The sequence below is a fragment of the Bradyrhizobium sp. BRP20 genome (genome assembly GCF_020194215.1).
Lineage (GTDB): Bacteria > Pseudomonadota > Alphaproteobacteria > Rhizobiales > Xanthobacteraceae > Bradyrhizobium > Bradyrhizobium yuanmingense.
Genome location: NZ_JADYVY010000001.1, coordinates 726437 through 749769 on the forward strand (window position 1 = coordinate 726437; position 23333 = coordinate 749769).

Consider the following 23333-nt stretch of genomic DNA (forward strand, 5'->3'; position numbering starts at 1 on the left):
TGTCACGCGTGCCCCGGCTCAGCGATGCAGCGTGAGACGCTGCATCGCTGAGCCGGGGTCATCTTTTCTGAATGCAGCACGAATTGGGTCCCGGCTCTGCGCCGCATCACCAGAAGGTGCTGCGTTGCGTCCGGGACACGAGACCTTGCCTTACCGGAACATCTCGGCGGAACGGCCGACGTTAGCCGGCGGACGCGGGATCCCAGGATTGGGATTCGGATTGCGCGGCCCGGGCGGCGGCGCCATTTGGCGCGGCGGCGGCGGCGGCGGCTGCGGCGAGCCGAAGCCGAAGAAATCACGGAATGTGGGCGTTGCCTGGGCCGGCAGTTGCGGGGCGACCTGCGGCTTCTTCGGCGCGAGCTTTGGCGGTGCGATCGCGGCGGCCGCGCCCGGTGCGCCCTGAGCCGCCCCGCCGTCCGGCGTCGTTGCCGCCATCGGCGTATCGCCCTTGGCCTGCTCGCGGCCGACTTCCCGGCGCGGCCAGGCATAATCGTCGGCGCGGCCGGCCGGGGCTGCCAGCGGTTCACCCTTTACCATGGTCTTGGCGGCGAGCGCATCGACGGCGGCGGGACGCGTGCCCGGTCCGCCCAGCAATTGATCGGTCGAGATCGAGGCTGCAACCAGCGGCACGATCGGTCCGGCCAACGGCCGCGGCGCGGGCTTGCCCGGCTCGGCGCTGGTGTCGGGCGTCGCGGGCTCGCTCGGCAGCGCGATCGGGCCGGAGCGTCCGGCAAGCAGACGCGTGATCTCGCGCTCGACATAATGCGCGAGCTTGCGCGCGCCGGCCTTGGTGAAATAGATGCCGTCGGAGCTGCGCAGCTGGCGGATCTGGCCTTCGAAGTCCGGGCCCTTCTGCAGGAAGCGGCCGGCTTCGTCGACGAAGCCGTCCCATACGTCGACATAGGTGATGCCGGCCTTGGCCGCGCCCTCACGGTACAGCGAATCCAGGAACAGCGTGTCCGCGGTGCCCTTCGGTCCGCGGACCGCGGGCAGGCCGACCCAGAGCACCGGCACGCCCTTGGTTTTGAGGGCGGCCGCGAGCTCCTCGATCTTCTTGCCGTAGAGCTCGACCCAGCGCTCGTCACGGAATTCGTAGAGGCCGTTCGGATTGCGCGCGGTCTTTTCCGGCGCGGCTGCCGGCGTGTCGGCATTGTCGGCGTCGTCCTGCGGCAGGTCGGCGTCGGCAGGCTTGTCGTCCGGCTTGGCGGCGCTGTCGCCGGGCTTGGCGTCGCCGGGCTTGCCGAGCGGCTTGGTGCGCGCACCCTTGTCGTTCTTCTTATCTTTGTCCTTCTCCGCGGCCGGCTTGTCGGGTTTGTCGGCGGCCGGCTCGCGGATTGCGACACGGTCGTTGAGGCCGAGCATGACGACGATCACGTCGGGCTTTTCGGTCTCGAGAATGCCCTTGGCCGCCGCGGCCCAGTCCGCGGGCTCGCCCTTGGGCTGGTACCTGATCAGGCCGGACGTAGTCTTGTGCTTGCGGATCACGCCCATGTCGGGCTGCTCGGCGTAGGCGTCTTCGAGGCCATAGGCGAGCCAGTCAGCCATGGCATCGCCGATCACCAGCACGTTCTTCTCAGGAATCGTGTCGCGCTTGGCCGGTGCCGGCGCGCGCGAGAAATCCTGGCGCGGCGCCTGCGGCGGCGGCTGGAAGGGTGAGAAGAAGTCGCCGCCGAACCATCCGCCACCTCCGCCACCCCGTGGTGGAGGTGGTGGAGCCGAACGCTGCGGCGGGCCGCCGAAGCCGGGGAAGTTGAAGAACTGCGCCGAAGCGGGTGCCGCCACCGACACCAGGATCGCAAGCGCCGTCCCCAGCGCGATCAACGGGCCGGTCTCGGTCAGCGCCTTGAACAGGGACTTCTTCGACATGCGATCTCGGGCACGCGCAATGGGGGGTCGGAGTTAGCTCAATATAATAACGGAATCAGGCGCCAAACGGGCAAATTCCATCGCAGATTCTTGTCCATAGACCGGGGAACACCAGTCCCGGTCAAGGCTATCAGCCAAAATCCCCCTTCAAGGTTACTTCGAGCACGATTTTACCGCCCGCGCAGCCGGTCCAGCACGTCGGAGGAGGCAAAACCGTCGGCGGGGACCCCGATCGAGGCCTGGAAATTACGCAGAGCCTCCCTGGTCAGGCCGCCGAATTGGCCGTCCGGGGTGCCCTTGTAGTAGCCGCGCTGAGCCAGCAGCTGCTGCAGCTCCAGCCGTTCGGTGCGGGACAGCTCGCGCTCCTGCCGCGGCCAGGGCTGCACGAAAGGCTGTCCCCCGCGCAGGCGGTCGGCGAAATGGCCGATCGCCAGCGCATAGGCTTCCGCCGGGTTGTACTTCATGATGACGCGGTAATTCTGCAGCATCAAAAAGCCCGGTCCCTGCGCGCCGGCGGGTGCCAGCAGGTAAGCCTTGTCCGCAGGATGCGGGAAGGCCTGGTTGTTCGGACGCTTGAGCCCGAGCTTCTCCCATTGCGCGATCGGCATCGCCTTGGCGCGGTCGGCCAGCATGTAGTTGAAGCCTTGCGGCACCACGACCTCGTAGCCCCAGGTCTGGCCTGGCTGCCAGCCGTCCTTCTTCAGATTGTTGGCGGTCGACGCGATCAGGTCGGTCGGATTGTCGACGACGTCGCGCCGGCCGTCGCCGTCGCCGTCCACCGCGAAGCGCTTGAACGCGGTCGGCATGAACTGGGTCGGGCCGAAGGCGCCGGCCCAGGAGCCGCGCAGCTGCTCCGGACGCAAATCGCCGCGGTTGAGGATCTCCAGCGCGGAGAGGAATTCGTCCTTGAAATAGGCTTGGCGGCGGCCGATGCAGGCGAGCGTCGCGGTCGATTGCAGCACGCTGCGATCGCCGATCTGCGTCGAGTAATTGGACTCGATGCCCCAGATCGAGGCGATGATGTAGCGGTCGACACCGGTGGCCTTTTCGGTGGCGTCGAACTGCGTCTTGTATTTGGCGAGGACCTCGCGGCCCTTGGCGAGGCGGTTGTCGTTCACCAGGATGTCGAGATAGGCCCAGATCGACTTGGTGAATTCCGGCTGCGAATCCATGAGGTCCATGATGCGCAGGTCGGGTGAGAGCCCGGCGGTGAAGCGCTGAAAGTTCTCCTGCGTGACGCCGCGTCGTGCGGCATCGGGCCACATCGCAGCGACGCAATTGTTGAAATTGCCGGCAGCCTCGCGGATCGCGGCGGCCGTCATCAAGGGATGGCCGGAGGCGCCGTCCTCGCCGCTCCACGGCAATGGACCCGTCGGCGCGCCGCTCGGGCCAGGTGTGGGTTGCGCCGGTGCCGGGTTCGATCCCGAGAAGATGCCGCCGAACAGGTTGGACAGGCCGTTCTGCGCCTGGGCGTGCGCGCCGGCCGGCAGCAGCAAAGCGGCCGCAACGACTGCGCCGCCAGCCCGTCTCGCCAGTCCTGCCATTGATTGCATCATGTTCCACCCGTCGGCCTGAAAACCCGCCACAGGAGGCCTGGTTAGCGTTGCCAATAGCTTAACAAAGGTGAAATTTTGGTGGCCGCCTTTTTCTTAACTCCGTCGGGGCGAGGCCCCACATCCGCCTTTGTTGGCGGCTGCAAACAGGCTAGCAAGGATGCCATTGCTCCCGTCCCATGTGCCCCCAAGGTATTCGATCGATCCCATGAAGATTCGCAAAGCCGTATTCCCCGTCGCCGGCCTCGGCACCCGCGTCCTGCCTGCCACCAAGGCGATGCCGAAGGAAATGCTGACCATCGTCGACAAGCCGCTGATCCAATACGTCTATGACGAGGCGAAGGAAGCCGGCATCGAGCACTTCGTCTTCGTCACCGGCCGCAACAAGGCTGTCATCGAGGATCATTTCGACCGGATGTTCGAGCTCGACACGACGCTGGCCGCACGCGGCAAGAAAGCCGAGCAGGACATCCTGGCGCAGAACCAGCCCGAAGCCGGCGCGGTCAGCTTCACCCGCCAGCAGGCGCCGCTCGGCCTCGGCCACGCGGTCTGGTGCGCGCGCGACATCGTCGGCAACGAGCCGTTCGCCGTGGTGCTGCCGGATGAGCTCGTGCTCAACACGCCCGGCTGCCTGAAGCAGATGATCGAGATGGCGTCCTCGCTCGGCGACAAATCCAATCTGATCGCGGTCGAGGCGGTGCCCGATCACCTGACCCATCAATACGGCATCTGCGGCGTCGGCAAGCGCAACGGCAAGATGTTCGAGGTCGACGGCATGGTCGAGAAGCCGGCCAAGGGCACCGCGCCCTCCAACCTCTCGATCACCGGCCGCTACATCCTGCAGCCGGAGATCTTCAAGATCCTGGAGACCCAGGAGCGCGGCGCCGGCGGCGAGATCCAGCTCACCGACGCCATGATCGGGCTTGCCAAGACGCAGAAATTCTACGGCGTCGAATTCGAGGGCGAGCGCCATGATTGCGGCTCCAAGCCCGGCTTCCTGCGCGCCAACATCGCCTATGGCTTGAAGCGCCCGGAATTGCGCGACGGGCTGGTCGCGGAGATGAAGAAGTATCTGGGGCAGTAGCGGGCCGCTCGTCATTGCGAGCGAAGCGAAGCAATCCAGAATCCTTCCGCTGAGGAAGTCTGGATTGCTTCGTCGCAAGAGCTCCTCGCAATGACGAGAGCGAGAGACCGCCTCACGCCACCAACGACAGCTGCGGCAGGCTCGCCACCACCGACTGGTTGCGCCCGCCGGCCTTGGCGGCGTAGAGCGCCTTGTCGGCGGCGGCAACCAGCATCGGCCAATCCATGCCGGCATTCGGGACCAGGCTGGCGATGCCGCAGGACACGGTCGACATCGCCTGCTCGTCGGACCAGCCCTGCACCTTGCGGCGGATCGTCTCCGCCACCTTGAAGGCCTCGGCGGCGGAGGTGTTCGGCAGCAGCACGGCGAATTCCTCGCCGCCATAGCGCGCCGCGCAATCGCCGGCGCGGCTCACCGAATCGGAAATGCAGATGGCGATGCCGACCAGCACCTGATCGCCGGCCTGATGGCCGAACGTGTCGTTGTAAGCCTTGAAGTGATCGGTATCGATCATGAGCAGCGCGATCGGCGCCTTCTGGCGCATGGCGCGCCGCCATTCGACGTCGATGACGGAATCGAATTTGCGGCGGTTTTTCAAGCCCGTGAGCGCGTCGGTCGTCGCCAACTCCTCGAGCTTGCGCTCGGCCTCGGCGCGCCGGCCGATCTCGCGCGCGAGCACGAGGGTCGATCCCAGCACGAACAGGATGAGCGCCAGCACCACGGTGCCGATGCGGAGCGCCTCCCTTTGCCAGAGCGCGAACACCGCGGCCAAAGGCTTGCCGGCGACCACGAACAGCGGACCATTGTTCTTGCTGCGGACATAGAGCCGCGGCGTCGCATCGACCGGGCCCTGTCCCGAATAGGCGGCGCCGACCCTGAGATTGTCGGCCTTCCAGTTCTGACGGTCGTTCAGGTTCGTGCCGATGATGTCGAGATCGAACGGTCGCCGCATGATGATGGTGCGGTCGCGCTTGAGCACGGTGATGGTGTCCTCAGGGTCGAGGTTGAGCCGATCGAACAGCTCGTGGAAATAGCTGAAGCGGATCGAGCCGGCGACCACGCCCATGAAGCCGCCGTCAGCGTCACTGATGCGCCGGCTCAACACGATCGAGTAGGCGCCGCGAAACAGCATGGGACGGCTGATGAACAGCTCCGTGCCGGGATTATCCCGGTGGACCTTGAAGTAGTCCTCCTCGCTGCGGTCCTCGGGCAGGGGATCGAGCGTGGACGCATCGATGGTCAGCCGGCCCTCGGCGTCGAACACCTGGATGGCGCCGAAATGTTTGGCGGTGGTCGCGTGGTCGAACAGGATCAGGTGACGGATCGTCTTTGAGACCGTCGCCAGCTCGGGCAGCAGCATGTTGCTGGCCACCGCCTTCAGCGACAAATCGTAGATCTCGACGTTGCGGCTGACGTCGGACTCGATCGTGGTCGCGAGGTTCTCCAGCGTCTGGCGGGCGAGTGCCTCCTCGCCGCGGCGCATGTCGAGCATGACGTTGACGCAAATGGCGGAAAAACCGATCACCGTCACCACGGACGAGATGATCAGCAGCTTCGCCGAAATCCGCCACGGCCGGCGGGCCGCAACGTCGCGCCATCCAGAGAACATTTTTCGCTCCTGTCCATAGTGGATGCGCCCGAAAGCTTGCGTAGTGTTTAAGCCGCGACGGCGCTGCCGCAATGAGTTAAGAATCGGTTTATGCGGCTGACGGTTTTGAGCAGCCTGACTTCGCCCCGGACGAGAGGACGAGTGTGAACGACTACGATGCGTTGCGCGATTATCTGCTGCGGCAGAAGCAGGAGGAGCTCGTGCTGAGCTTTGAGCAGATCGAGGAGATCATCGGCGCGGCGCTGCCGCGCGCGGCCCAGCGTGCCTCATGGTGGGACAGCCTTCGCAGCCCCGACATCCAGATGCCGCAACGCGAAGCCTGCCTCGCCGCCGGCTTCGTGGCGACACGCATGCCGGACGGCCAGAGCGTCCGGTTCAGGAAGCAGAAGGGTGAGCGGCGGCGCTAGTGCGTGACTTCCCTTCTCCCCTTGCGGGAGAAGGTGGCGCGAAGCGCCGGATGAGGGGTATGTCTCCGCGCATTCAGATGGATTTGGACGTGGGGAGAGATACCCCTCACCCCCGCTCGCTTGCGAGCGGACCCTCTCCCGCAAGGTGAGAGGGGAAGATCAACTCGCAGCTTCCAGCCGCACTTCCGTGAGCAGACGCATCGCCGCGTCCGCGTCCATCGGCTCGCCGAAGGCAAAACCTTGCGCGTATTCGCAGCCCATCTGGTAGAGCTCGACGGCGTCCGAATCGGTCTCGGCGCCTTCGGCGACGACGTCCATGCCGAGGTCATGCGCGAGCGCGATGATCGACTTCAGGATCACGGGGCGGGTGCCGCGGCTGGTGGTGCGTACGAACGACTGGTCGATCTTGATAGTGTCGAACGGGAAGCGCTGCAGATAGGCCAGCGAGGAGTGGCCTGTGCCGAAATCGTCGAGCGACAGCCCGGTGCCGAGTTCGCGGATCCGGGTCAGCATCTGGGCTGCGTGCTCCGGATTCTCCATCACCAGCGATTCCGTCAATTCCAGCTTCAGCGTGCCGCGCGCCACCGAGGAGCGCGACAGCACGGTACGGACATCGTGGATCAAATCGTGGCGCAGCAGCTGCCGCGAGGATACGTTGACGGAAGCGAAGATCGGCTCGCGCGAGCGCATCGCCCGCTGCCACACCGAAAGCTGCTTGGCGGTCTGGTCGAGCACGAACATGCCGAGGTCGACGATCAACCCGGTCTCTTCGGCGATGGTGATGAACTCGGAGGGCGCCATGCGCCCGAGCTTCGGGTGGTCCCAGCGCGCCAGGGCCTCGAAACCGGCGATCGAGCGATCCTCCAGCCGCACGATCGGCTGGTACAGGATCGTGATCTCCTGCCGCTCGATGGCGCGGCGCAATTCGCTCTCCAAGGTCAGGCGATCGGTTTTGCGCGCCCGCATCGCCGGCTTGTAGACGTCGATGCGGTCGCCGCCGATCCGCTTGGAGTGATACATCGCCAGCTCGGCGTCCTTGATGATCTCGTCCGTGAGCTGGGTTTGCGGATCGGAGAGCGCGAGACCGATCGACGCCGTGAGGAAGATCTCGCGGTCGTTGAAGGCGATCGGCGCGCGGATGGTCTTGCGGATGGTCTCGGCGAAAGCGGTGATGCGGGCCGGATCCTGCTCCGACAGCAGGATCAGGCCGAACTGGTCGCCGGCCATCCGGGCCAGCGTGTCCTGCGGCTTCAGGATGCGGGTGAGACGGCGCGCCAGCGTGAGCAGGATGGAATCGCCGACCGCGATCCCGACGGAATCGTTGACCTGCTTGAAGCGGTCGAGGTCGATCACCATCAGCGTCGGCCGCAGCGTCGGCATGGTCTTGGCGAAATGCGCGACCGCGCCCAGCCGGTCCATGAACAGTTTTCGGTTGGGCAGGCCGGTGAGATTGTCATGCACGGAATCGTGCAGCAGGCGTTCTTCCGCGTTGCGCAGCTCGGTGACGTCGGTCAGCGTGCCCACCACGCGCGAGACCTCGCCGTCCGAGCCGACCACCGGGCGCGCCTTGAGCGCGAACCACATGAAGTGGCCGTCCGGCGTGCGCAGACGGAAATCCTGCACCAGGCGGCCGCGGCGCTGGTCGAGCACGCTGTCGAGCGCGGCGCGGAAACGGTCCTGGTCGAGCGGATGCAGCACCTCTAGCCAGGACGCCGCCGGGCCTTCCAGCGTGCCGCGCTTCAGCCCGAGCAGGGCTTCGGTCTCGGGGCTGGTGAACACCTTGTCGGCGGAGACGTCCCAGTCCCAGATCAGGTCGCCGGAGCCGGCCAGCGCCAAGGCGCGCCGCTCGATGTCGGAGACGACGCCCGTGCTGGCGCCGCCGCCGGCAAAGGCGTGCTGCATCACCGTAAAGCCGATCAGCATCACGATCAGCACGAGGCCGCCGAGCAGGGCCGGGCCGACGATGTCGTTGGTGACCGAGCCCGCCACCGTCATGCCGGCCGCGACCACCCAGACCACGAGGAGGAACCAGGTCGGGATCAAGAGCACGGCGCGGTCGAAGCCGTGGGTAGAGAGATAGACGATCAGCGCGAAACCGGCGAAGGCGATCAGCACCAGCGAGATGCGTGCGATGCCGGAAGCCACCGCCGGGTCGAACAGCGCGAGCGCCACCAGCGAGCCGAGGAACGCGAGCCAGCCGACCGTGATGTGCGAATAGCGCACGTGCCAGCGGCTGAGATTGAGATAGGCGAACAAGAACACCAGGAGCGTCGCCGCCAGGATCGCTTCGCCCGCCGCGCGCCAGATGCGCTCGGCGTTGTTCGACATGTCGAGCACCTTGCCCCAGAAGCCGAAATCGACGCCGATATAGACCAGCACCGCCCAGGCCAGCGCCGCCGCGGCCGGGAACATGATGCTGCCCTTCACCACGAACAGGATGGTCAGCACCAAGGCAAGCAAGCCGGAGATGCCGATCACGATGCCCTGGTACAGCGTGAAGGAGTTGACCTTGTCCTTGTAGGCTTCCGGCTCCCACAGATAGAGCTGCGGCAGCTTGTCGGTGCGCAGCTCCGCGACGAAGGTGACGACGGCGCCGGGGTCCAGCGTGATGCGGAACACGTCTGCGGTGGCGCTTTCCTGCCGTTCCGGCCGGTCGCCAATCGAGGGCGTGATGGTTGCGATGCGCGACAGGCCGAGGTCTGGCCACAGCAGTCCCGAGGAGACGATGCGGTAATGCGGAGCGACGATCAGGCGGTCGAGCTGGTCGTCGGTGTTGTTGGCGAGCGCGAACACCACCCAGTTCTGTCCGCCCTCGCGGGCGCGCACCTCGATGCGGCGGACGATGCCGTCGGTGCCGGGTGCGGTGGAGACCTGGATACGATCGGCATCGCTGCGCTGGTGCTCGAGCACGCCGGTGAGGTCGATCGCGGGCGCGTCGCTACGGACGCTGACGGCGTCGAGCGCGCGCGCGGGATACGCGGCGACAAGAATCATGAGGCCCAGCGCGATGGGCGCGAGGCACCTGATCAGACGCAAGGTCAGTTCTCCGCGTTCGACGCAAACTCGTCAGTGCAAGGCAAATCTAGAAGGCGATTTCTGACCGGACCGATGCGGTTCGGTGCGTCGCGATAGATGCCACGAAAGCGAGGAAAATCAAAGGGTTTCCGGCTTGCCCTGTCGGCCAGCGGCCTAGGCCTCCAACACAATTTTGCCAATATGTGCGCTCGTTTCCATGCGCCGGTGGGCGTCTGCCGCCTTTTCCAGCGGGAAAGTGCTGTCCATCACCGGCTTGACGCGGCCTTCGCGCAAAAGCGGCATCACTTTCTGCTCGATCGCGGCCACCATCGCCGCCTTGTCCGCATTACTACGGGGGCGCAAGGTCGAGCCGGTATGGGTCAGGCGCTTGACCATCACCTTGGCGATGTTGACGCTGACCTTGGGGCCGTTGAGGGTCGCGATCTGGACGATGCGGCCGTCGATCGCAGCGGCATCATAATTGCGATCGACATATTCTCCGGCGACCATGTCGAGGATCAGGTTGACGCCAACGTTGTTGGTCTCCGCCTTCACCACGGCGACGAAATCTTCGGTCTTGTAGTTGATGGCGCGGTCGGCCCCCAGTTTGAGGCAGGCGTCGATTTTGTCCTGCGATCCCACGGTGACGAACACTTTCGCGCCGAAGGCTTTCGCAAGCTGGATCGCCATGGTGCCGATGCCGGAGGAGCCGCCATGGATCAGCAGCGTCTCGCCGGCTTTCAGCCCGCCGCGCTCGAACACATTGTGCCAGACCGTCATCAGGGTTTCCGGCAGCGCGCCGGCTTCCTTCATCGACAGCGCCGGCGGCACTTTCATCGCCTGGGCGTCCTGGGCGATGCAGTACTGCGCATAGCCGCCGCCGGCGACCAGCGACATCACCTTGTCGCCGACCTTGTGCCGCTTGGCGTTGCTGCCGACCGCGACGACTTCGCCCGATATCTCGAGGCCGGGCAGGTCGCTGGCGCCGGGCGGCGGCGGATAGGCGCCGGAGCGCTGCGCCACATCGGGCCGGTTGACGCCGGCAGCCATCACCTTGACCAGGATCTCGTCGGGACCGGGCTGCGGAACACTGCGTTGCTCCGGCACCAGCACCTCCGGCCCGCCGGGCTTGGAGATGGCGACCACGGTCATTTGCGCGGGCAGCTTGTCCATGATGTGTCCTTGAGCAAAAGTGCGGGAGGAAACGAGGCCCTTGCTTAGCCAGCGCGGTGCAGGCTGGCAACCGCCTCAGGCCATCTGGTCCGACCCGCGGACGGAGAGGAGGAGCGACGATGCCGATCGAAGACGACGACCGCCCGCGCAAGAAGATCAGTCATGAAATTGGACAGGACCTCTCACTTTTGTCAGTGGAGGAACTGACCGAGCGCGTGGCGCTGCTCAAGACCGAGATCGCAAGACTGGAAGAAGCCGCCGCCAAGAAGCGCGCCTCGCGCGATGCGGCGAACAGTATTTTCAAGTCGTAGTGGTCGCCACACAACGACTGTCGTCCCGGACGCGTGGGCCGAACTTTCTCCGCTTCGTCATTCCGGGGCGGCGCGTCAGCGAGCCCGGAATCCATAATCCAGGCTCTTGCAAAAGGGCGCGCCAAGAGAGCCGGGCCGTTCCATCCGCTCGTGGTTATGGATTCCGGGCTCGCGACTTCGTCGCGCCCCGGAATGACGACGGAGAGTCTGTTCCCGCAGCACACTCGGCCACTGGCTCACATGACTAATGAACTCTGAAAAAATTAGCTCGTTTACTTCAGATTAAGCTTTCGGGTTTATGACTGGAACTGTCCTCGTTTGGACACCGAGTGGCTCCTGTCCACTCTGTTTGACGCCTCCCTGTTATCAACTTTCAAAGCCGCCGGTCTCCGGCGGCTCTTTTTTTGCGTTCACTGCCCGGTTTGCACCTCTCATCCCGGTTGCATACGAAAGGATTGACCCGCGGAAACCATATCCGCGCTTGTCACTGGACTCCGCGTCCCGCCCGCGCAATGATTTGTTCATCATAAGCCGGCGGCAAAGCCGGGCAGTCAAACAGTTGCGTAAGAGGCGTTAACCATGGAACGTTTGCAGGCCGACGGCGCGCTCGTTCAGCTCAGTGAGCGATTCACCAATTCTGCGGCGTTCGGCAATTTGTTCCGTGAGGGCATGGACCTCGTCGAGGAGACCGCCGCCTATCTCGACGGCGCCGGCCGCGTCGAGGCCAAGGCGCTCGACCGCGCCGTCAGCCTCACCTATGCGACCGAGAGCATGCGCCTCACCACGCGCCTGATGCAGCTCGCCTCCTGGCTGCTGCTGCACCGCGCGGTCAAGGAAGGCGAGATGACGCTAAGCCAGGCCAATCGCGAGAAGACCAAGGTCAAGCTCACCGCCGCCGATCCCGGTCCCGCCGACACCATCGAGAAGCTGCCCGCGCAGCTTCAGGACCTGATCCATCGCTCGATGAGCCTGCAGACCCGCGTCCGCCGCCTCGACAGCACGATCCACACCCCGCCGGCCGAGCAGGCCACGATCGGCAACCCTCTGGTGCCGCACCTCAACGCGCTGAAGGCCGCGTTCGAGCGGTAGGGTCTATCAACAATTCCAATCGTCATTCCGGGACGCGCCTCTTGGCGCGGGCCCGGAATCCATACTCCCGATCGTGGTTATAGATTCTCAGTGCGCAATTGCGCATCGTAGCTCGCGACTTTGTCGCGCCCCGGAATGACGGCTAGAAACAAAAAACGCCCCCGGTCTCCCCGGGGGCGTTTTCATCTCCAGCCTTGCGGCCGGCTCAATCCTTCTTGAGAAAGCCCGAAAACTTCTTCTGGAAGCGCGAGACGCGGCCGCCGCGGTCCATGATCTGGGCGGAGCCGCCGGTCCAGGCCGGGTGCGACTTCGGATCGATGTCGAGGTTCAGCGTGTCGCCTTCCTTGCCCCAGGTCGAGCGGGTCAGGTACTCGGTTCCGTCGGTCATGACGACCTTAATCGTATGATAATTCGGGTGAATTTCGGCTTTCATGGCAATTCCTCGGCGCTCCGGCGCCTTCTTGGGTGGCTCGCGAATGACGGATTTGGGCGGCTCTATACCTCACGAAACCCCGCAAAACAAGCCATGCCCGCGCGCTGGACCGGGTTTGCCCCTAAGGGACTTCCCGGATTTGCCACTACTCCTGCACCGGCCTATTGGGAGCAGATCAATGCAACGGGTCGGATCTCATGAGCGCAGTGGAACGGCTGGATGACCACGATGTCGAACGGCCCGCAATGAACGCCGCGGACAATCCCTCGATCGAGGCCGAGCTGATCGAAGCGCCGGCCAAGGGCCGCGCCAAGTTGCGGCCGCTGCTCGCGCTCGCGCCGTATGTGATCCGCTATCGCGGCCGCGCGGCGCTGGCCTTCGTCGCGCTCACGATCGCCGCGCTGACCACGCTGCTGGTGCCGGTCGCGGTGCGCCGGATGATCGATTTCGGCCTGACGCCCGAGGGCATCGAGCTGATCAACAGCTACTTCTCGGTGATGCTCGCGGTCGTCGCCGTGCTCGCGATCGCCAGCGCCGCGCGCTACTACCTCGTGATGAGCATCGGCGAACGCATCGTCGCCGATCTCCGGCGCGACGTCTTCGGCCATCTATTGTCGCTCTCTCCCGCCTTCTTCGATTCCGCCCGCAGCGGCGAATTGATCTCGCGCCTCACTGCCGACACCACCCAGCTGAAATCGGCGGTCGGTGCCTCCGTCTCGATCGCGCTGCGCAACCTGATGATGTTCCTCGGCGCGACGGCGATGATGGTGATCACGAGCCCGAAGCTGTCGGGCTTCGTGCTGCTGGCCATCCCTTTGATCGTGCTGCCGCTGGTGGCGTTCGGGCGCTGGGTGCGGCGCCTGTCGCGCAATGCGCAGGACACGCTCGCCGACGCCTCCGCCTATGCCGGCGAGCTGGTCGGCGCGATCCGCACCGTGCAGGCCTATACCAGCGAGCAATTTGCCGAGAAGCGTTTCGGCGGCGAGGTCGAGCAGGCCTATGAAGCCGCCCGCACCTCGACCCAGGCCCGCGCCGTGCTCACGGCGATCATCATCTTCATCGTGTTCGCAAGCGTGGTCGCCATCCTCTGGATCGGCTCGCATGACGTGCTCACCGGCGCGATCACGCCGGGCCGGCTCGGCCAGTTCGTGCTGTATGCGGTGTTCGCAGCAGCGGGGCTCGGCCAGCTCAGCGAGGTCTGGGGCGAGGTCTCGGCGGCGTCGGGCGCGGCCGAGCGCCTGTTCGAGATCCTCCACGTCAAGCCCGAGATCACCGCGCCTGCGACGCCGCTTGCGCTGCCGGTGCCGGCGCGCGGCGAGGTCGGCTTCGATCGGGTCAGCTTCGCCTATCCGGCGCGGTCCGACGTCAAGGTGCTCGACGCGGTGTCGTTCACCGTGCGCCCCGGCGAGAAGGTCGCGATCGTCGGTCCCTCCGGGGCCGGCAAGAGCACCATCTTTCATCTGCTGCTGCGCTTCTACGATCCGCGCAGCGGGACGATCTTGCTCGACGGCGTGCCGGTCAAGTCCGCCGACCCCGGCGATTTCCGCGCGCGCATCGCATTGGTGCCGCAGGAATCCGTGGTGTTCGCCGCGAGCGCCCGCGAGAACATCCGCTTCGGCCGGCCCGATGCGACCGATGCCGAGGTCGAGCGCGCCGCCGAGCTCGCCCATGCCGCCGAATTCATCCGCCGCCTGCCTGAAGGTTTCGAGACTGCGCTCGGCGAGCGCGGCGTGACGCTCTCCGGCGGCCAGCGCCAGCGCATTGCGATCGCACGCGCCATCCTGCGCGACGCGCCGCTGTTGCTGCTGGACGAAGCCACCTCCGCGCTCGACGCCGAAAGCGAGACGCTGGTGCAGACCGCGCTGGAAGAGCTGATGCGCCACCGCACCACGCTCGTCATTGCCCACCGCCTCGCCACCGTGCTCTCCTGCGACCGCATCCTGGTGATGGACCAGGGCCGGATCGTCGAGCAGGGCACGCATGCCGAGCTCGTCGCGGCGAACGGGCTCTATGCGCGGCTGGCGCGGCTGCAGTTCGAGGGCGCGTAGACGCCTCACACGGCGGAAAGTACCGCGGACCTCACGCCTTCCACACCATCTTCAACACCGGCCGCCCCGAGGTCGGGTTCACGTCGTCGCCCGCATGGGCGAAGCCGTTGCGCTCGTAGAAGCGGATCGCGCGGGCATTGTCCTTGTTGACGAGCAGCGTGACGCCCGAGGGCGACAGCCGCTTGGCCTCGTCGACCAGCAGCCTTGCCGCGTCGGAGCCCCAATGCGCGGGATCGACGACGAGCTGGTCGAGATAGCCTTCGCCGTCGATGGTGACGAAACCGACCAGCGCGCCGTCCTGCTCCGCCACCACGATCTGGGCCTTCGGCACCAGATCCCTCAGCCAGCGCTCGCGCCACCATTCGAGCCGTGCCGCGAAGTCGATCTGCGGATAGGCCTGCTGCCAGGTGCGATGCCAGAGATCGATCGCGACGGCTTCGTCTTCGGGTCGGTAAAGGCGGAGGTGGAGCGCGCTCACTACCGCTCCGTCAGCTTCAGCTCGATGCGGCGATTGCGCTTGTAGGCCTCCTCGGTGTTGCCGGTGTCGAGCGGCTGGAATTCGCCGAAGCCGGCCGCGACGAGGCGCTGGGCGGGCACGCCGAGCGAGACCAGATATTGCACCACTGAGATCGAGCGCGCCGCGGACAGGTCCCAGTTCGACCTGAAGTTCGCGCCGCTCACCGGCCGCACGTCGGTATGGCCGTCGACGCGCAGCACCCAGGGGATGTCGCTCGGGATCTTCTTGTCGAGCTCGATCAGCGCCGCTGCCAAGGTGTCGAGCTCGGCGCGGCCCTCGGGCAGCAGCACCGCCTGTCCCGTGTCGAAGAACACTTCGGACTGGAACACGAAGCGGTCGCCAACGATGCGGATGTCGGGGCGGTTGCCGAGGATGGCGCGCAGCCGGCCGAAGAATTCCGAGCGGTAGCGCGACAATTCCTGCACGCGTTGCGCCAGGGCGACGTTGAGGCGGGAGCCGAGGTCGGCGATGCGGTTCTGCGATTCCTTGTCGCGCTTCTCGGAGGCATCGAGCGCCTCCTCCAGCGCCGCCAATTGCCGGCGCAGCGCGCTGATCTGCTGGTTCAGCACCTCGATCTGCGCCAGCGCCCGCGCCGAGACCGCCTTCTCGGAGTCCAGCGCTTTGCCGAGCTCGGCGGTCTTGCCTTGCGCATCGTTGCCGGCGGCAGCCAAGCCGTCATAGAGACCCTTGATGCGGTCGCGCTCGGACTCGGCCGAGGCGAGCCCGGCTTTCAGCGACGAGACCTGGTCGTCGAGGGTGAGCTTGCCGAGCTTCTCCAGCGACAACAGCTCGTTGAGCTGGGCGATCTTGGCGTTGAGCTGCTCCAGCGCCTTGTCCTTGCCGGTGACCTCCTGCGACAGGAAGAACTGCACCACGAGGAACACCGACAGCAGGAACACGATCGACAGGACCAGCGTCGACAGCGCGTCGACGAAGCCGGGCCAGTAGTTGAGACCGCCTTCGCTGCGGCGGGCGCGGGCAAGGGCCATGTCATCCGTCTCCACTCTTGTGTCCCGGACGCGGTGCAGCGTGCAACGCTGCTGCGCAGAGCCGGGACCCATCTTGTCCCTGACGCTGGGCCCCGGCTCAGCGATGCATCATTTCATGCTGCGTCGCGTCCGGGGCACAACACCGTCTCAACTCTTCTCGGGCTGGCGCGCGATCCGCTCCAGCAGGCGGCGGATCTCGCGGTTCTGCTCGCCCTGGCCGTCGGCCCATTCGCGGATCATCTGCTGCTCGGTGCGCATGTGCGAGACCAGCGCCTGGATGGCTTCGGCAAGGCTCGCCATCGCCGCGGTGGTGCCGCGGCCGCCGCTGCCTTCCTCGAGCACGGACCGCAGCCGTTCGACCGCGGCCTGAAGCTCGCCGCTGGCGACGCCGCCGCCGGTCGCGACAGGCGCCTCGCCGTTGCCATACTCGCGCACGGTGGTGGCGAGCCAGTCTTCGAGATCGGTGTAGAAGCGGTTCTGCGCCTGGCTCGATTGCAGATCGAGGAAGCCGAGGATCAGCGAGCCGGCAAGGCCGAACAGCGAGCTGGAGAAGGAGATGCCCATGCCGCCGAGCGGGGCGGCGAGACCTTCCTTCAGCGTGTCGAACAGCGCCCCGGAATCGCTCCCGACCTTGAGCCCGTCGATCACCTTGCCCACCGAGCCCACCGTCTCGATCAGGCCCCAGAAGGTGCCGAGCAGGCCGAGGAAGACCAAGAGGCCGGTCATGTAGCGGGAGATGTCGCGGGCCTCGTCCAGGCGGGTCGCGATCGAATCGAGCAGGTGCCGCATCGTGGTCTGGGTGATGGTCATCCGCCCCGAGCGCTCCCCGCCAAGGATCGCAGCCATCGGCGCCAGCAGCTTGGGGTGGCGGGCCGGCGCCAGGCCGGGATCGGCGACGCGGAAATTGTTGACCCAGGAGACTTCGGGATAGAGCCGGATGACCTGGCGGAAGGCCAGGATGATGCCGATGAACAGCACCCCTCCGATCAGGGCGTTGAGCCCGGGATTGGCGAAGAAGGCCTGGACGATCTGCTTGTAGAGCACCACGCTCACCAGCGTGCACAGCACCAGGAAGACCAGCATCCGCACCAGGAAGACGCTGGGCGAGGACAGTTTGGTGTACTCGATGTCCATGGTGGATCGGGAAGTGCCAGACCGCATGCCGGTATCATCCGTTACGTAAAGCTTGCTTGCGGCGCGCACTATGGCACAGCGCCGGCCCAAAAAAAGCGCCGGATGCGCCGATTTCGGGGACAGCTCGGGGAACCCGGACCGGAAGCGGTGCTTTGATAAGCAGGTCTCTGCAGAAGTTCGCCATTCGGGGGGCGCATGAGCGTCGTTTCCGCGATCATCGGGACTGCCGAGCGTGTGCCGCTGCCGGACGTGGTGATCCGCGCCGCGATCCAGCGCCTGTGCTCCCGCATGGCGACGCGCCTGTCCGGGCTGGGCCTCGGCGACGATGCCGCCTTCGCCGGGCGGATGATGCTGCGGCCGATCGCCGAGGGCGCGGCAGCGGGGCATGACGAGGTGCCCGCGGCCTTCTTCGCCGACTTGCTCGGCCCCAAACGCAAATTCTCCTCCTGCTTCTACAAGACCGACGCGACCACCTTGCGGGAGGCGGAGGAGGAGGCGCTGCGCCAGACCGTCGAGCATGCCGGCCTGACCGACGGCCAGGCCATTCTGGAGCTTGGCTGTGGCTGGGGCTCGCTGTCGCTGTGGATGGCACGGCAATTTCCGCACGCGACGGTGACGGCGGTCGCGGCCTCGCAGGCGCAGCGCGCCTCCGTCGAGGAGGAGGCGCGGCGGCGCGGGCTGCTGAATCTGCGCGTGGTCACGGCCGACATGAACGTGTTCGCGCCCGATGGCCAGTTCGACCGCATCGTCTCGGTCGAGATGTTCGAGCGGATGAGCAACTGGCGCAAGCTGATGACGCGCGTGCGGTCATGGCTCGCGCCGGAGGGACGGTTCTTCATGCACGTCGTCACCCACCGGTCCGGCTCGCATCTGCCTGACCCGGCCGATCGCGACGACTGGATCGCGCAATACGTCTACACAGGCGGGCTGATGCCGAGCCATCACCTCGTCAGGCAGTTCGACGATATCTTTGCCATCGAGAAGGAATGGTGCTGGAGCGGCACGCACTACCAGCGCACCGCCAACGACTGGCTGGCCAATTTCGATGCCCATCGCGAGGCCATCGAAGCCTCCTTGCACGGGGTCCACGGCGAGGAGACCGCTCTCTGGATGCGTCGCTGGCGCTGGTTCCTGCTCGCGACCTCGGGCCTGTTCGGTTACGCCGACGGAACAGAATGGGGCGTCAGCCATTACCGGATGAAGGCCGCCGAGTAATTGCGGTGTTCCGCCGCAGCACGCGCCGGTGGAACTTAGATTCACAATCAAGTTACACCGCAAAAGCCTTCTGATTTCAACGGGATAAGCTGTGTGACAATGAGCCGCCCGCGCCATGCGTTGCATCGCAGCAGATGCATTCTATTTTGGCGGCATCAGCCGCGTGCAAAAGGTCCAGAACGGGCTTCGCGCGAGCATGATCAGTTTCAACAATCGGGGCATCCCACTTCATGTTTGGAATTCGAGCGCGATCGGCATGCGTTGCAATGATGCTCGCGGCCCTTGCGCCGCTGCTGGGTGCTTGCGAGGAATCCAGTTCCGCGGTGTCCGCCGCCCAGCCGCCTGCCCCTGACGTCAGCATCGTTATCGTCAAGCCGCAGCCGCGCGCCGTGGTGCGCGAGCTGCCGGGCCGCATCGCCCCGACCCGGGTCTCCGAAGTCCGGCCGCGCGTGTCCGGCATCGTGGTAGAGCGCCTGTTCCGCCAGGGCAGCGAGGTCAGGGCCGGCGATCCGCTCTACCGCATCGATCCGCGCCCGTTCGAGGTCGAGGTCATGGCCAACGAGGCCGCGCTGGCGAAGGCCGAAGCGGCATTGGCGCAGGCCAAGCAGCAGGCGCATCGTATCGCCACCCTGACCAGGGATCGCGCCGCGCCCGAAGCCGAGAACGAGAAGGCGATTGCGGCCGAACGCCAGGCCCATGCCGAGGTCGAGGGCCGCAAGGCCGAGCTCGCGCGGGCCAGGCTTAATCTCGACTACGCCACCGTGCGTGCGCCGATCGACGGCGTGGTCGGCGCGGCCCTCGTCAGCGAGGGCGCGCTCGCCGTGCAGAACGAGACCAATCTCGCCACCATCCAGCAGCTCGATCCGATCTATGCCGACTTTACCCAGTCGGTGACCGAGCTCAACCAGCTCCGCCGCGCCTTCGAGACCGGCGACCTCGATCGCATCGCCGCCGATGCCGCCAAGGTGCGCCTCGTGCTCGACGACAACACCATCTATTCGCTCGACGGCAAGCTGCTGTTCTCCGACGCCAAGGTCGACGCCCACACCGGGCAGGTGACGTTGCGCGGCGAGTTCCCCAATCCCAAGCGCGAGCTGCTCCCGGGCATGTATGTCCGGGTCCGCATCGACCAGGGTCTCGATTCCGATGCGATCGCGGTGCCGCAGCAGGCGATCCAGCGCAATGGCGGCGGCGGCAGCGAGGTGTTCGTCGTCAAGGACGACAATCACATCGCGGTGCAGCCGGTGCGCACCGGCTCGGTGCAGGACGGCCTCTGGTTCATCACCGAAGGCCTGAAGTCCGGCGACAAGGTCGTGGTCGAAGGCTTCCAGAAATTCGCGGCCGGCGACAAGGTCAAGCCGCAATCCTGGTCGGAGGCGGAAGCGACCGCAGACAACCGGCACGCTCAGCAGCTCACGCGGTAACGCTCCGCGCAGCAAGTGTCGTCCTTAACCTGAGGAGCCCGCTGCAAGCGGGCGTCTCGAAGGATGGCCGCGGGAGAGAGCCGGGCCTTCATGGTTCTCGCGGCGATGCGCGGCATCGTCCGGAGCGCGCGTTCCGCGCTCCTCACCATGAGGGTCTAACCGAACAACGAGGATAAAACGGCCAATGCCGAGTTTCTTCATCGACAGGCCGATCTTCGCCTGGGTGGTCGCGCTGTTCATCTGCTTGATCGGCGCGATCGCGGTGCCGCTGCTGCCGATCGCGCAATATCCGATCATCGCGCCGCCCTCGATCTCGGTCTCGACCAGCTATCCCGGCGCCTCGCCGGAAAACCTCTACAATAGCGTCACGCGGCTGATCGAGGAGGAGCTCAACGGCGCCGCCAACATCCTCAATTTCGAATCGACCAGCGACTCGCTCGGCCAGGTCGAGATCATCGCCAATTTCCAGCCGGGCACCGACACCAGTGCCGCCTCGGTCGAGGTCCAGAACCGCATCAAGCGCGTCGAGGCGCGCCTGCCGCGCGCGGTGATGCAGCAGGGCATCCTGATCGAGGAAGCCTCGAGCGCAGTGCTGCAGATCATCACGCTGAACTCGACTGACGGCAGCCTGGATGAAGTCGGCCTCGGCGACTTCATGATCCGCAACGTGCTCGGCGAGATCCGCCGCATTCCCGGCGTCGGCCGCGCCACACTGTACTCGACCGAGCGCTCGCTTCGTGTCTGGGTCGATCCGGCCAAGCTGGTCGGCTATGGCCTGACCGCCGACGACGTCAACAAGGCCATCACCGCGCAGAACGCGCAGGTCGCTTCCGGCAGCATCGGCGCCGAGCCGTCGACCTCGAACCAGCGCACCTCGGCATTGGTGCTGGTCAAAGGCCAGCTCTCCTCGCCCGACGAGTTCGGCGCCATCATCCTGCGCGCCAATGCCGACGGCTCGACCGTGCGCCTGCGCGACGTCGCGCGCATCGAGGTCGGCGGCCTCAGCTACCAGTTCAACACGCGCCTCGACGGCAAGCCGACGGCGGGCCTGTCGGTCCTGATGTCGCCGACCGGCAATGCGCTGGCGACCGCCAGCGCGGTCGAAGCGAAGATGAAGGAGCTGTCGCGCTTCTTCCCGGCCAACATCACCTACGAGATCCCCTACAACATCACGCCTGTGGTCGAGGCCTCGATCGAGAAGGTGCTGACGACGCTGGTCGAAGCCGTGGTGCTGGTGTTCGTGGTGATGTTCTTGTTCCTGCAGAACATCCGCTACACCATCATTCCGACCATCGTGGTCCCGGTGGCGCTGCTGGGCGCCTGCTCCACGCTGCTGCTCGCCGGCTATTCCATCAACATGCTCTCGATGTTCGGCATGGTGCTGGCGGTCGGCATCCTCGTCGACGACGCCATCGTCGTGGTCGAGAACGTCGAGCGCATCATGGCCGAGGAAGGCCTGCCGCCGAAGGAAGCGACGCGGAAAGCCATGTCGCAGATCACCGGCGCCATCATCGGCATCACGCTGGTGCTGATGGCGGTGTTCGTGCCGATGGCGTTCTTCCCGGGCTCGGTCGGCATCATCTACCGCCAGTTCTCCGTCACCATGGTCGCCGCGATCGGCTTCTCCGCCTTCCTGGCGCTGTCGTTGACGCCGGCGCTGTGCGCGACGCTGTTGAAGCCTGTGGCAAAGGGGCACGGTCATTCGACCAACTTCGTGTTCGGCTGGTTCAACCGCATGCTCGAAGGCGTCAAGGAACGCTATTCGCGCACCGTCGGCTTTTCGCTGAATCGCACCGGCCGCTTGATGCTGGTTTATGCCGCGCTGCTGGTCGGCCTGTCCTGGGCCTTCGTCAACCTGCCCGGCGGCTTCCTGCCCGTCGACGACCAGGGCTTCATCACCACCGACGTGCAGACGCCCTCGGATTCGTCCTATGCCCGCACCGAGGCCGTGATCGAGAAGGTCGAAAAATATCTCGCCGCGCGGCCGGGCGTCGACAACGTCACCTTCCTCACCGGCTTCAGCTTCTCCGGCCAGGGCATGAACACCGCCCAGGCCTTCATCACGCTGAAGGACTGGTCGGAGCGCGGGCCGAAGGACTCCGCTGCCGCGATCGTCAACGACGTCAACCGCGACCTGGGCTCGTCGATCCGCGACGCAAAAATCTCGGCGCTGCAGCCGCCGCCGATCGACAATCTCGGCAACTCGTCCGGCTTCTCGTTCCGCCTCCAGGATCGCGGCCAGAAGGGCTATCAGCAATTGATGCGCGCCGCCGACCAGCTGATCGCGGAGGCCAATGCCAGCCCGGTGCTGCAGAAGGTCTATATCGAAGGCCTGCCCGAGGCGGGCGTGGTCAATCTCATGATCGACCGCGAGAAGGCCGGCGCGTTCGGCGTCACCTTCGAGGACATCAACAACACCATCTCGACCAATCTCGGCTCGAACTACATCAACGACTTCCCGAACCGCGGTCGCATGCAGCGCGTCGTGGTGCAGGCGGACGCGCGCGACCGCATGCGGGCCGAGGACATCCTCAACTACAACGTCAAGAACAGCCGCGGCCAGCTGGTGCCGTTCTCGTCCTTCACCACGATCGAATGGGCGCGCGGCCCGACACAGATCGCCGGCTTCAACTATTATCCGGCGGTGCGCATCTCCGGCGAGGCCAGGCCCGGCTTCACCTCGGGCGATGCCATCGCCGAGATGGAGCGGCTCGCCGACCGGTTGCCGCGCGGTTTCGGCTATGAATGGACCGGACAGTCGCTGCAGGAGAAGCTGTCGGGCTCGCAGGCGCCGTTCCTGCTCGCCCTGTCGGTGTTCGTGGTGTTCCTGTGCCTCGCCGCGCTCTACGAGAGCTGGACCATTCCGCTCGCGGTGCTGCTCACCGTGCCGCTCGGCATCGTCGGCGCGGTCACTGCCGCTATGCTGCGCGGCCTGCCCAACGACGTCTATTTCACCGTCGGCCTGATCACGATCATTGGCCTCGCCGCAAAGGACGCGATCCTGATCATCGAGTTCGCCAAGGATCTGCGGAAAGAAGGCAAGCCGCTGGTCGAAGCCACCATCGAAGCCTGCCGCCTGCGCTTCCGCCCCATCTTGATGACCGGCCTTGCCTTCATCTGCGGCGTGCTGCCGATGGCCATCGCCCACGGCGCCGGCGGCGCCAGCCAGCAGGCGCTCGGCTCAGTGGTGATGGGCGGCATGATCGCGGTCGTGATCCTGGCGCTGTTGATGGTGCCGGTGTTCTTCGTCTCGGTGCAGCGCGTGCTGGGTGGGGACAGGGAGCCGAACGCGGCGCGGGAAGCTGAAGCGCACGGCCGACCGGCGCGGGCGCACACCGGCCACTGATGCACCCCCGTCATTCCGGGGCGTGCGAAGCACGAGCCCGGAATCCAGCGGGCCACCATTGACGAGGATCAATGGATTCCGGGCTCGCGCCAAGAGGCGCGCCCCGGAATGACAGGGGAA

General features: G+C 65.9%; 17 protein-coding genes. 8 read left to right on the forward strand and 9 right to left on the reverse strand.

What is annotated here, in order from left to right:
- Positions 1-150: 150 nt before the first annotated feature.
- Positions 151-1866, reverse strand: a complete 1716-nt coding sequence (locus I6F33_RS03480; protein ID WP_225141091.1) for an SGNH family hydrolase — start codon at positions 1864-1866, stop codon at positions 151-153.
- A 170-nt stretch (positions 1867-2036) separates the two neighbouring features.
- The gene (locus I6F33_RS03485; RefSeq protein ID WP_051056815.1) at positions 2037-3419 is read right to left on the reverse strand and encodes a lytic murein transglycosylase; all 1383 of its coding nucleotides are present in this window, start codon (positions 3417-3419) and stop codon (positions 2037-2039) included.
- A gap of 208 nt (positions 3420-3627) precedes the next feature.
- Here I6F33_RS03485 and I6F33_RS03490 point away from each other — a divergent pair, with 208 nt between their 5' ends.
- A complete protein-coding gene (locus I6F33_RS03490) occupies positions 3628-4503 on the forward strand; it encodes a UTP--glucose-1-phosphate uridylyltransferase (RefSeq protein ID WP_225134644.1) in 876 nt (291 codons plus the stop codon).
- Between the two features lie 112 nt (positions 4504-4615).
- Here I6F33_RS03490 and I6F33_RS03495 read toward each other — a convergent pair whose 3' ends face one another.
- Positions 4616-6112, reverse strand: a complete 1497-nt coding sequence (locus tag I6F33_RS03495; protein ID WP_225141093.1) for a diguanylate cyclase — start codon at positions 6110-6112, stop codon at positions 4616-4618.
- A 143-nt stretch (positions 6113-6255) separates the two neighbouring features.
- Here I6F33_RS03495 and I6F33_RS03500 point away from each other — a divergent pair, with 143 nt between their 5' ends.
- Positions 6256-6519: a hypothetical protein gene (locus tag I6F33_RS03500; protein ID WP_035998268.1), complete on the forward strand. Its 264-nt coding sequence runs from the start codon at positions 6256-6258 to the stop codon at positions 6517-6519.
- A 159-nt stretch (positions 6520-6678) separates the two neighbouring features.
- Here I6F33_RS03500 and I6F33_RS03505 read toward each other — a convergent pair whose 3' ends face one another.
- Both I6F33_RS03505 and I6F33_RS03510 read right to left on the reverse strand, forming a co-directional pair.
- Positions 6679-9555: an EAL domain-containing protein gene (locus I6F33_RS03505; RefSeq protein WP_035998272.1), complete on the reverse strand. Its 2877-nt coding sequence runs from the start codon at positions 9553-9555 to the stop codon at positions 6679-6681.
- A 153-nt stretch (positions 9556-9708) separates the two neighbouring features.
- Positions 9709-10707 (reverse strand): NAD(P)H-quinone oxidoreductase, encoded by a 999-nt coding sequence (locus I6F33_RS03510; RefSeq protein WP_225141095.1) that lies wholly within the window; start codon positions 10705-10707, stop codon positions 9709-9711.
- Positions 10708-10826: 119 nt separating this feature from the next.
- Between I6F33_RS03510 and I6F33_RS03515 the strand changes: the two genes are divergently transcribed.
- On the forward strand, positions 10827-11018 hold the full coding sequence (locus tag I6F33_RS03515) for a DUF1192 domain-containing protein (RefSeq protein WP_035998277.1): 192 nt from the start codon (positions 10827-10829) through the stop codon (positions 11016-11018).
- 579 nt (positions 11019-11597) lie between these two features.
- The gene (locus I6F33_RS03520; protein ID WP_035998279.1) at positions 11598-12107 is read left to right on the forward strand and encodes a DUF1465 family protein; all 510 of its coding nucleotides are present in this window, start codon (positions 11598-11600) and stop codon (positions 12105-12107) included.
- Positions 12108-12312: 205 nt separating this feature from the next.
- Here I6F33_RS03520 and rpmE read toward each other — a convergent pair whose 3' ends face one another.
- Complete coding sequence (rpmE, locus tag I6F33_RS03525) at positions 12313-12540, reverse strand: 50S ribosomal protein L31 (protein WP_027573780.1); 228 nt, start codon at positions 12538-12540, stop codon at positions 12313-12315.
- Positions 12541-12737: 197 nt separating this feature from the next.
- On the opposite strand from rpmE, the gene I6F33_RS03530 reads away from it, so the two are divergent.
- Positions 12738-14588: an ABC transporter ATP-binding protein/permease gene (locus I6F33_RS03530; protein WP_225141097.1), complete on the forward strand. Its 1851-nt coding sequence runs from the start codon at positions 12738-12740 to the stop codon at positions 14586-14588.
- 31 nt (positions 14589-14619) lie between these two features.
- Here the strand turns inward: I6F33_RS03530 and I6F33_RS03535 are convergent, their stop codons facing one another.
- The 3 genes from I6F33_RS03535 to I6F33_RS03545 all read right to left on the reverse strand — a co-directional run bounded on the left by I6F33_RS03535 (position 14620) and on the right by I6F33_RS03545 (position 17255).
- Positions 14620-15066 carry a GNAT family N-acetyltransferase gene (locus I6F33_RS03535; protein WP_225141099.1) on the reverse strand — a complete coding sequence of 149 codons (447 nt, stop codon included), beginning with the start codon at positions 15064-15066 and terminating at the stop codon, positions 14620-14622.
- On the reverse strand, positions 15066-16094 hold the full coding sequence (locus I6F33_RS03540) for a peptidoglycan -binding protein (protein ID WP_036021776.1): 1029 nt from the start codon (positions 16092-16094) through the stop codon (positions 15066-15068). Before I6F33_RS03540 ends, I6F33_RS03535 begins: the two co-directional genes overlap by 1 nt.
- 147 nt (positions 16095-16241) lie before the next feature.
- Positions 16242-17255, reverse strand: coding sequence for a hypothetical protein (locus I6F33_RS03545; RefSeq protein ID WP_035998292.1), 1014 nt, complete (start codon positions 17253-17255; stop codon positions 16242-16244).
- 168 nt (positions 17256-17423) lie between these two features.
- Between I6F33_RS03545 and I6F33_RS03550 the strand changes: the two genes are divergently transcribed.
- From I6F33_RS03550 to I6F33_RS03560, 3 genes are all read left to right on the forward strand, one after another.
- Entirely contained in the window at positions 17424-18443 is a 1020-nt protein-coding gene (locus I6F33_RS03550) for a cyclopropane-fatty-acyl-phospholipid synthase family protein (RefSeq protein ID WP_035998295.1), read from the forward strand.
- A 266-nt stretch (positions 18444-18709) separates the two neighbouring features.
- Positions 18710-19867 (forward strand): efflux RND transporter periplasmic adaptor subunit, encoded by a 1158-nt coding sequence (locus I6F33_RS03555; protein ID WP_035998298.1) that lies wholly within the window; start codon positions 18710-18712, stop codon positions 19865-19867.
- Positions 19868-20051: 184 nt separating this feature from the next.
- The gene (locus I6F33_RS03560; RefSeq protein WP_109142455.1) at positions 20052-23213 is read left to right on the forward strand and encodes a multidrug efflux RND transporter permease subunit; all 3162 of its coding nucleotides are present in this window, start codon (positions 20052-20054) and stop codon (positions 23211-23213) included.
- The last annotated feature ends 120 nt before the right edge of the window (positions 23214-23333 follow it).

What these genes read in the sequence shown, in the direction of transcription:
- I6F33_RS03545 (WP_035998292.1), bottom strand. Translation starts at nt 17,255, where the DNA reads ATGCGGTCTGGCACTTCCCGATCCACCATGGACATCGAGTACACCAAA.
- I6F33_RS03530 (WP_225141097.1), top strand. Translation starts at nt 12,738, where the DNA reads ATGAGCGCAGTGGAACGGCTGGATGACCACGATGTCGAACGGCCCGCA.
- I6F33_RS03495 (WP_225141093.1), bottom strand. Translation starts at nt 6,112, where the DNA reads ATGTTCTCTGGATGGCGCGACGTTGCGGCCCGCCGGCCGTGGCGGATT.
- I6F33_RS03485 (WP_051056815.1), bottom strand. Translation starts at nt 3,419, where the DNA reads ATGCAATCAATGGCAGGACTGGCGAGACGGGCTGGCGGCGCAGTCGTT.
- I6F33_RS03560 (WP_109142455.1), top strand. Translation starts at nt 20,052, where the DNA reads ATGCCGAGTTTCTTCATCGACAGGCCGATCTTCGCCTGGGTGGTCGCG.
- I6F33_RS03555 (WP_035998298.1), top strand. Translation starts at nt 18,710, where the DNA reads ATGATGCTCGCGGCCCTTGCGCCGCTGCTGGGTGCTTGCGAGGAATCC.
- rpmE (WP_027573780.1), bottom strand. Translation starts at nt 12,540, where the DNA reads ATGAAAGCCGAAATTCACCCGAATTATCATACGATTAAGGTCGTCATG.
- I6F33_RS03515 (WP_035998277.1), top strand. Translation starts at nt 10,827, where the DNA reads ATGCCGATCGAAGACGACGACCGCCCGCGCAAGAAGATCAGTCATGAA.
- I6F33_RS03550 (WP_035998295.1), top strand. Translation starts at nt 17,424, where the DNA reads ATGAGCGTCGTTTCCGCGATCATCGGGACTGCCGAGCGTGTGCCGCTG.
- I6F33_RS03540 (WP_036021776.1), bottom strand. Translation starts at nt 16,094, where the DNA reads ATGGCCCTTGCCCGCGCCCGCCGCAGCGAAGGCGGTCTCAACTACTGG.
- I6F33_RS03510 (WP_225141095.1), bottom strand. Translation starts at nt 10,707, where the DNA reads ATGGACAAGCTGCCCGCGCAAATGACCGTGGTCGCCATCTCCAAGCCC.
- I6F33_RS03490 (WP_225134644.1), top strand. Translation starts at nt 3,628, where the DNA reads ATGAAGATTCGCAAAGCCGTATTCCCCGTCGCCGGCCTCGGCACCCGC.
- I6F33_RS03520 (WP_035998279.1), top strand. Translation starts at nt 11,598, where the DNA reads ATGGAACGTTTGCAGGCCGACGGCGCGCTCGTTCAGCTCAGTGAGCGA.
- I6F33_RS03480 (WP_225141091.1), bottom strand. Translation starts at nt 1,866, where the DNA reads ATGTCGAAGAAGTCCCTGTTCAAGGCGCTGACCGAGACCGGCCCGTTG.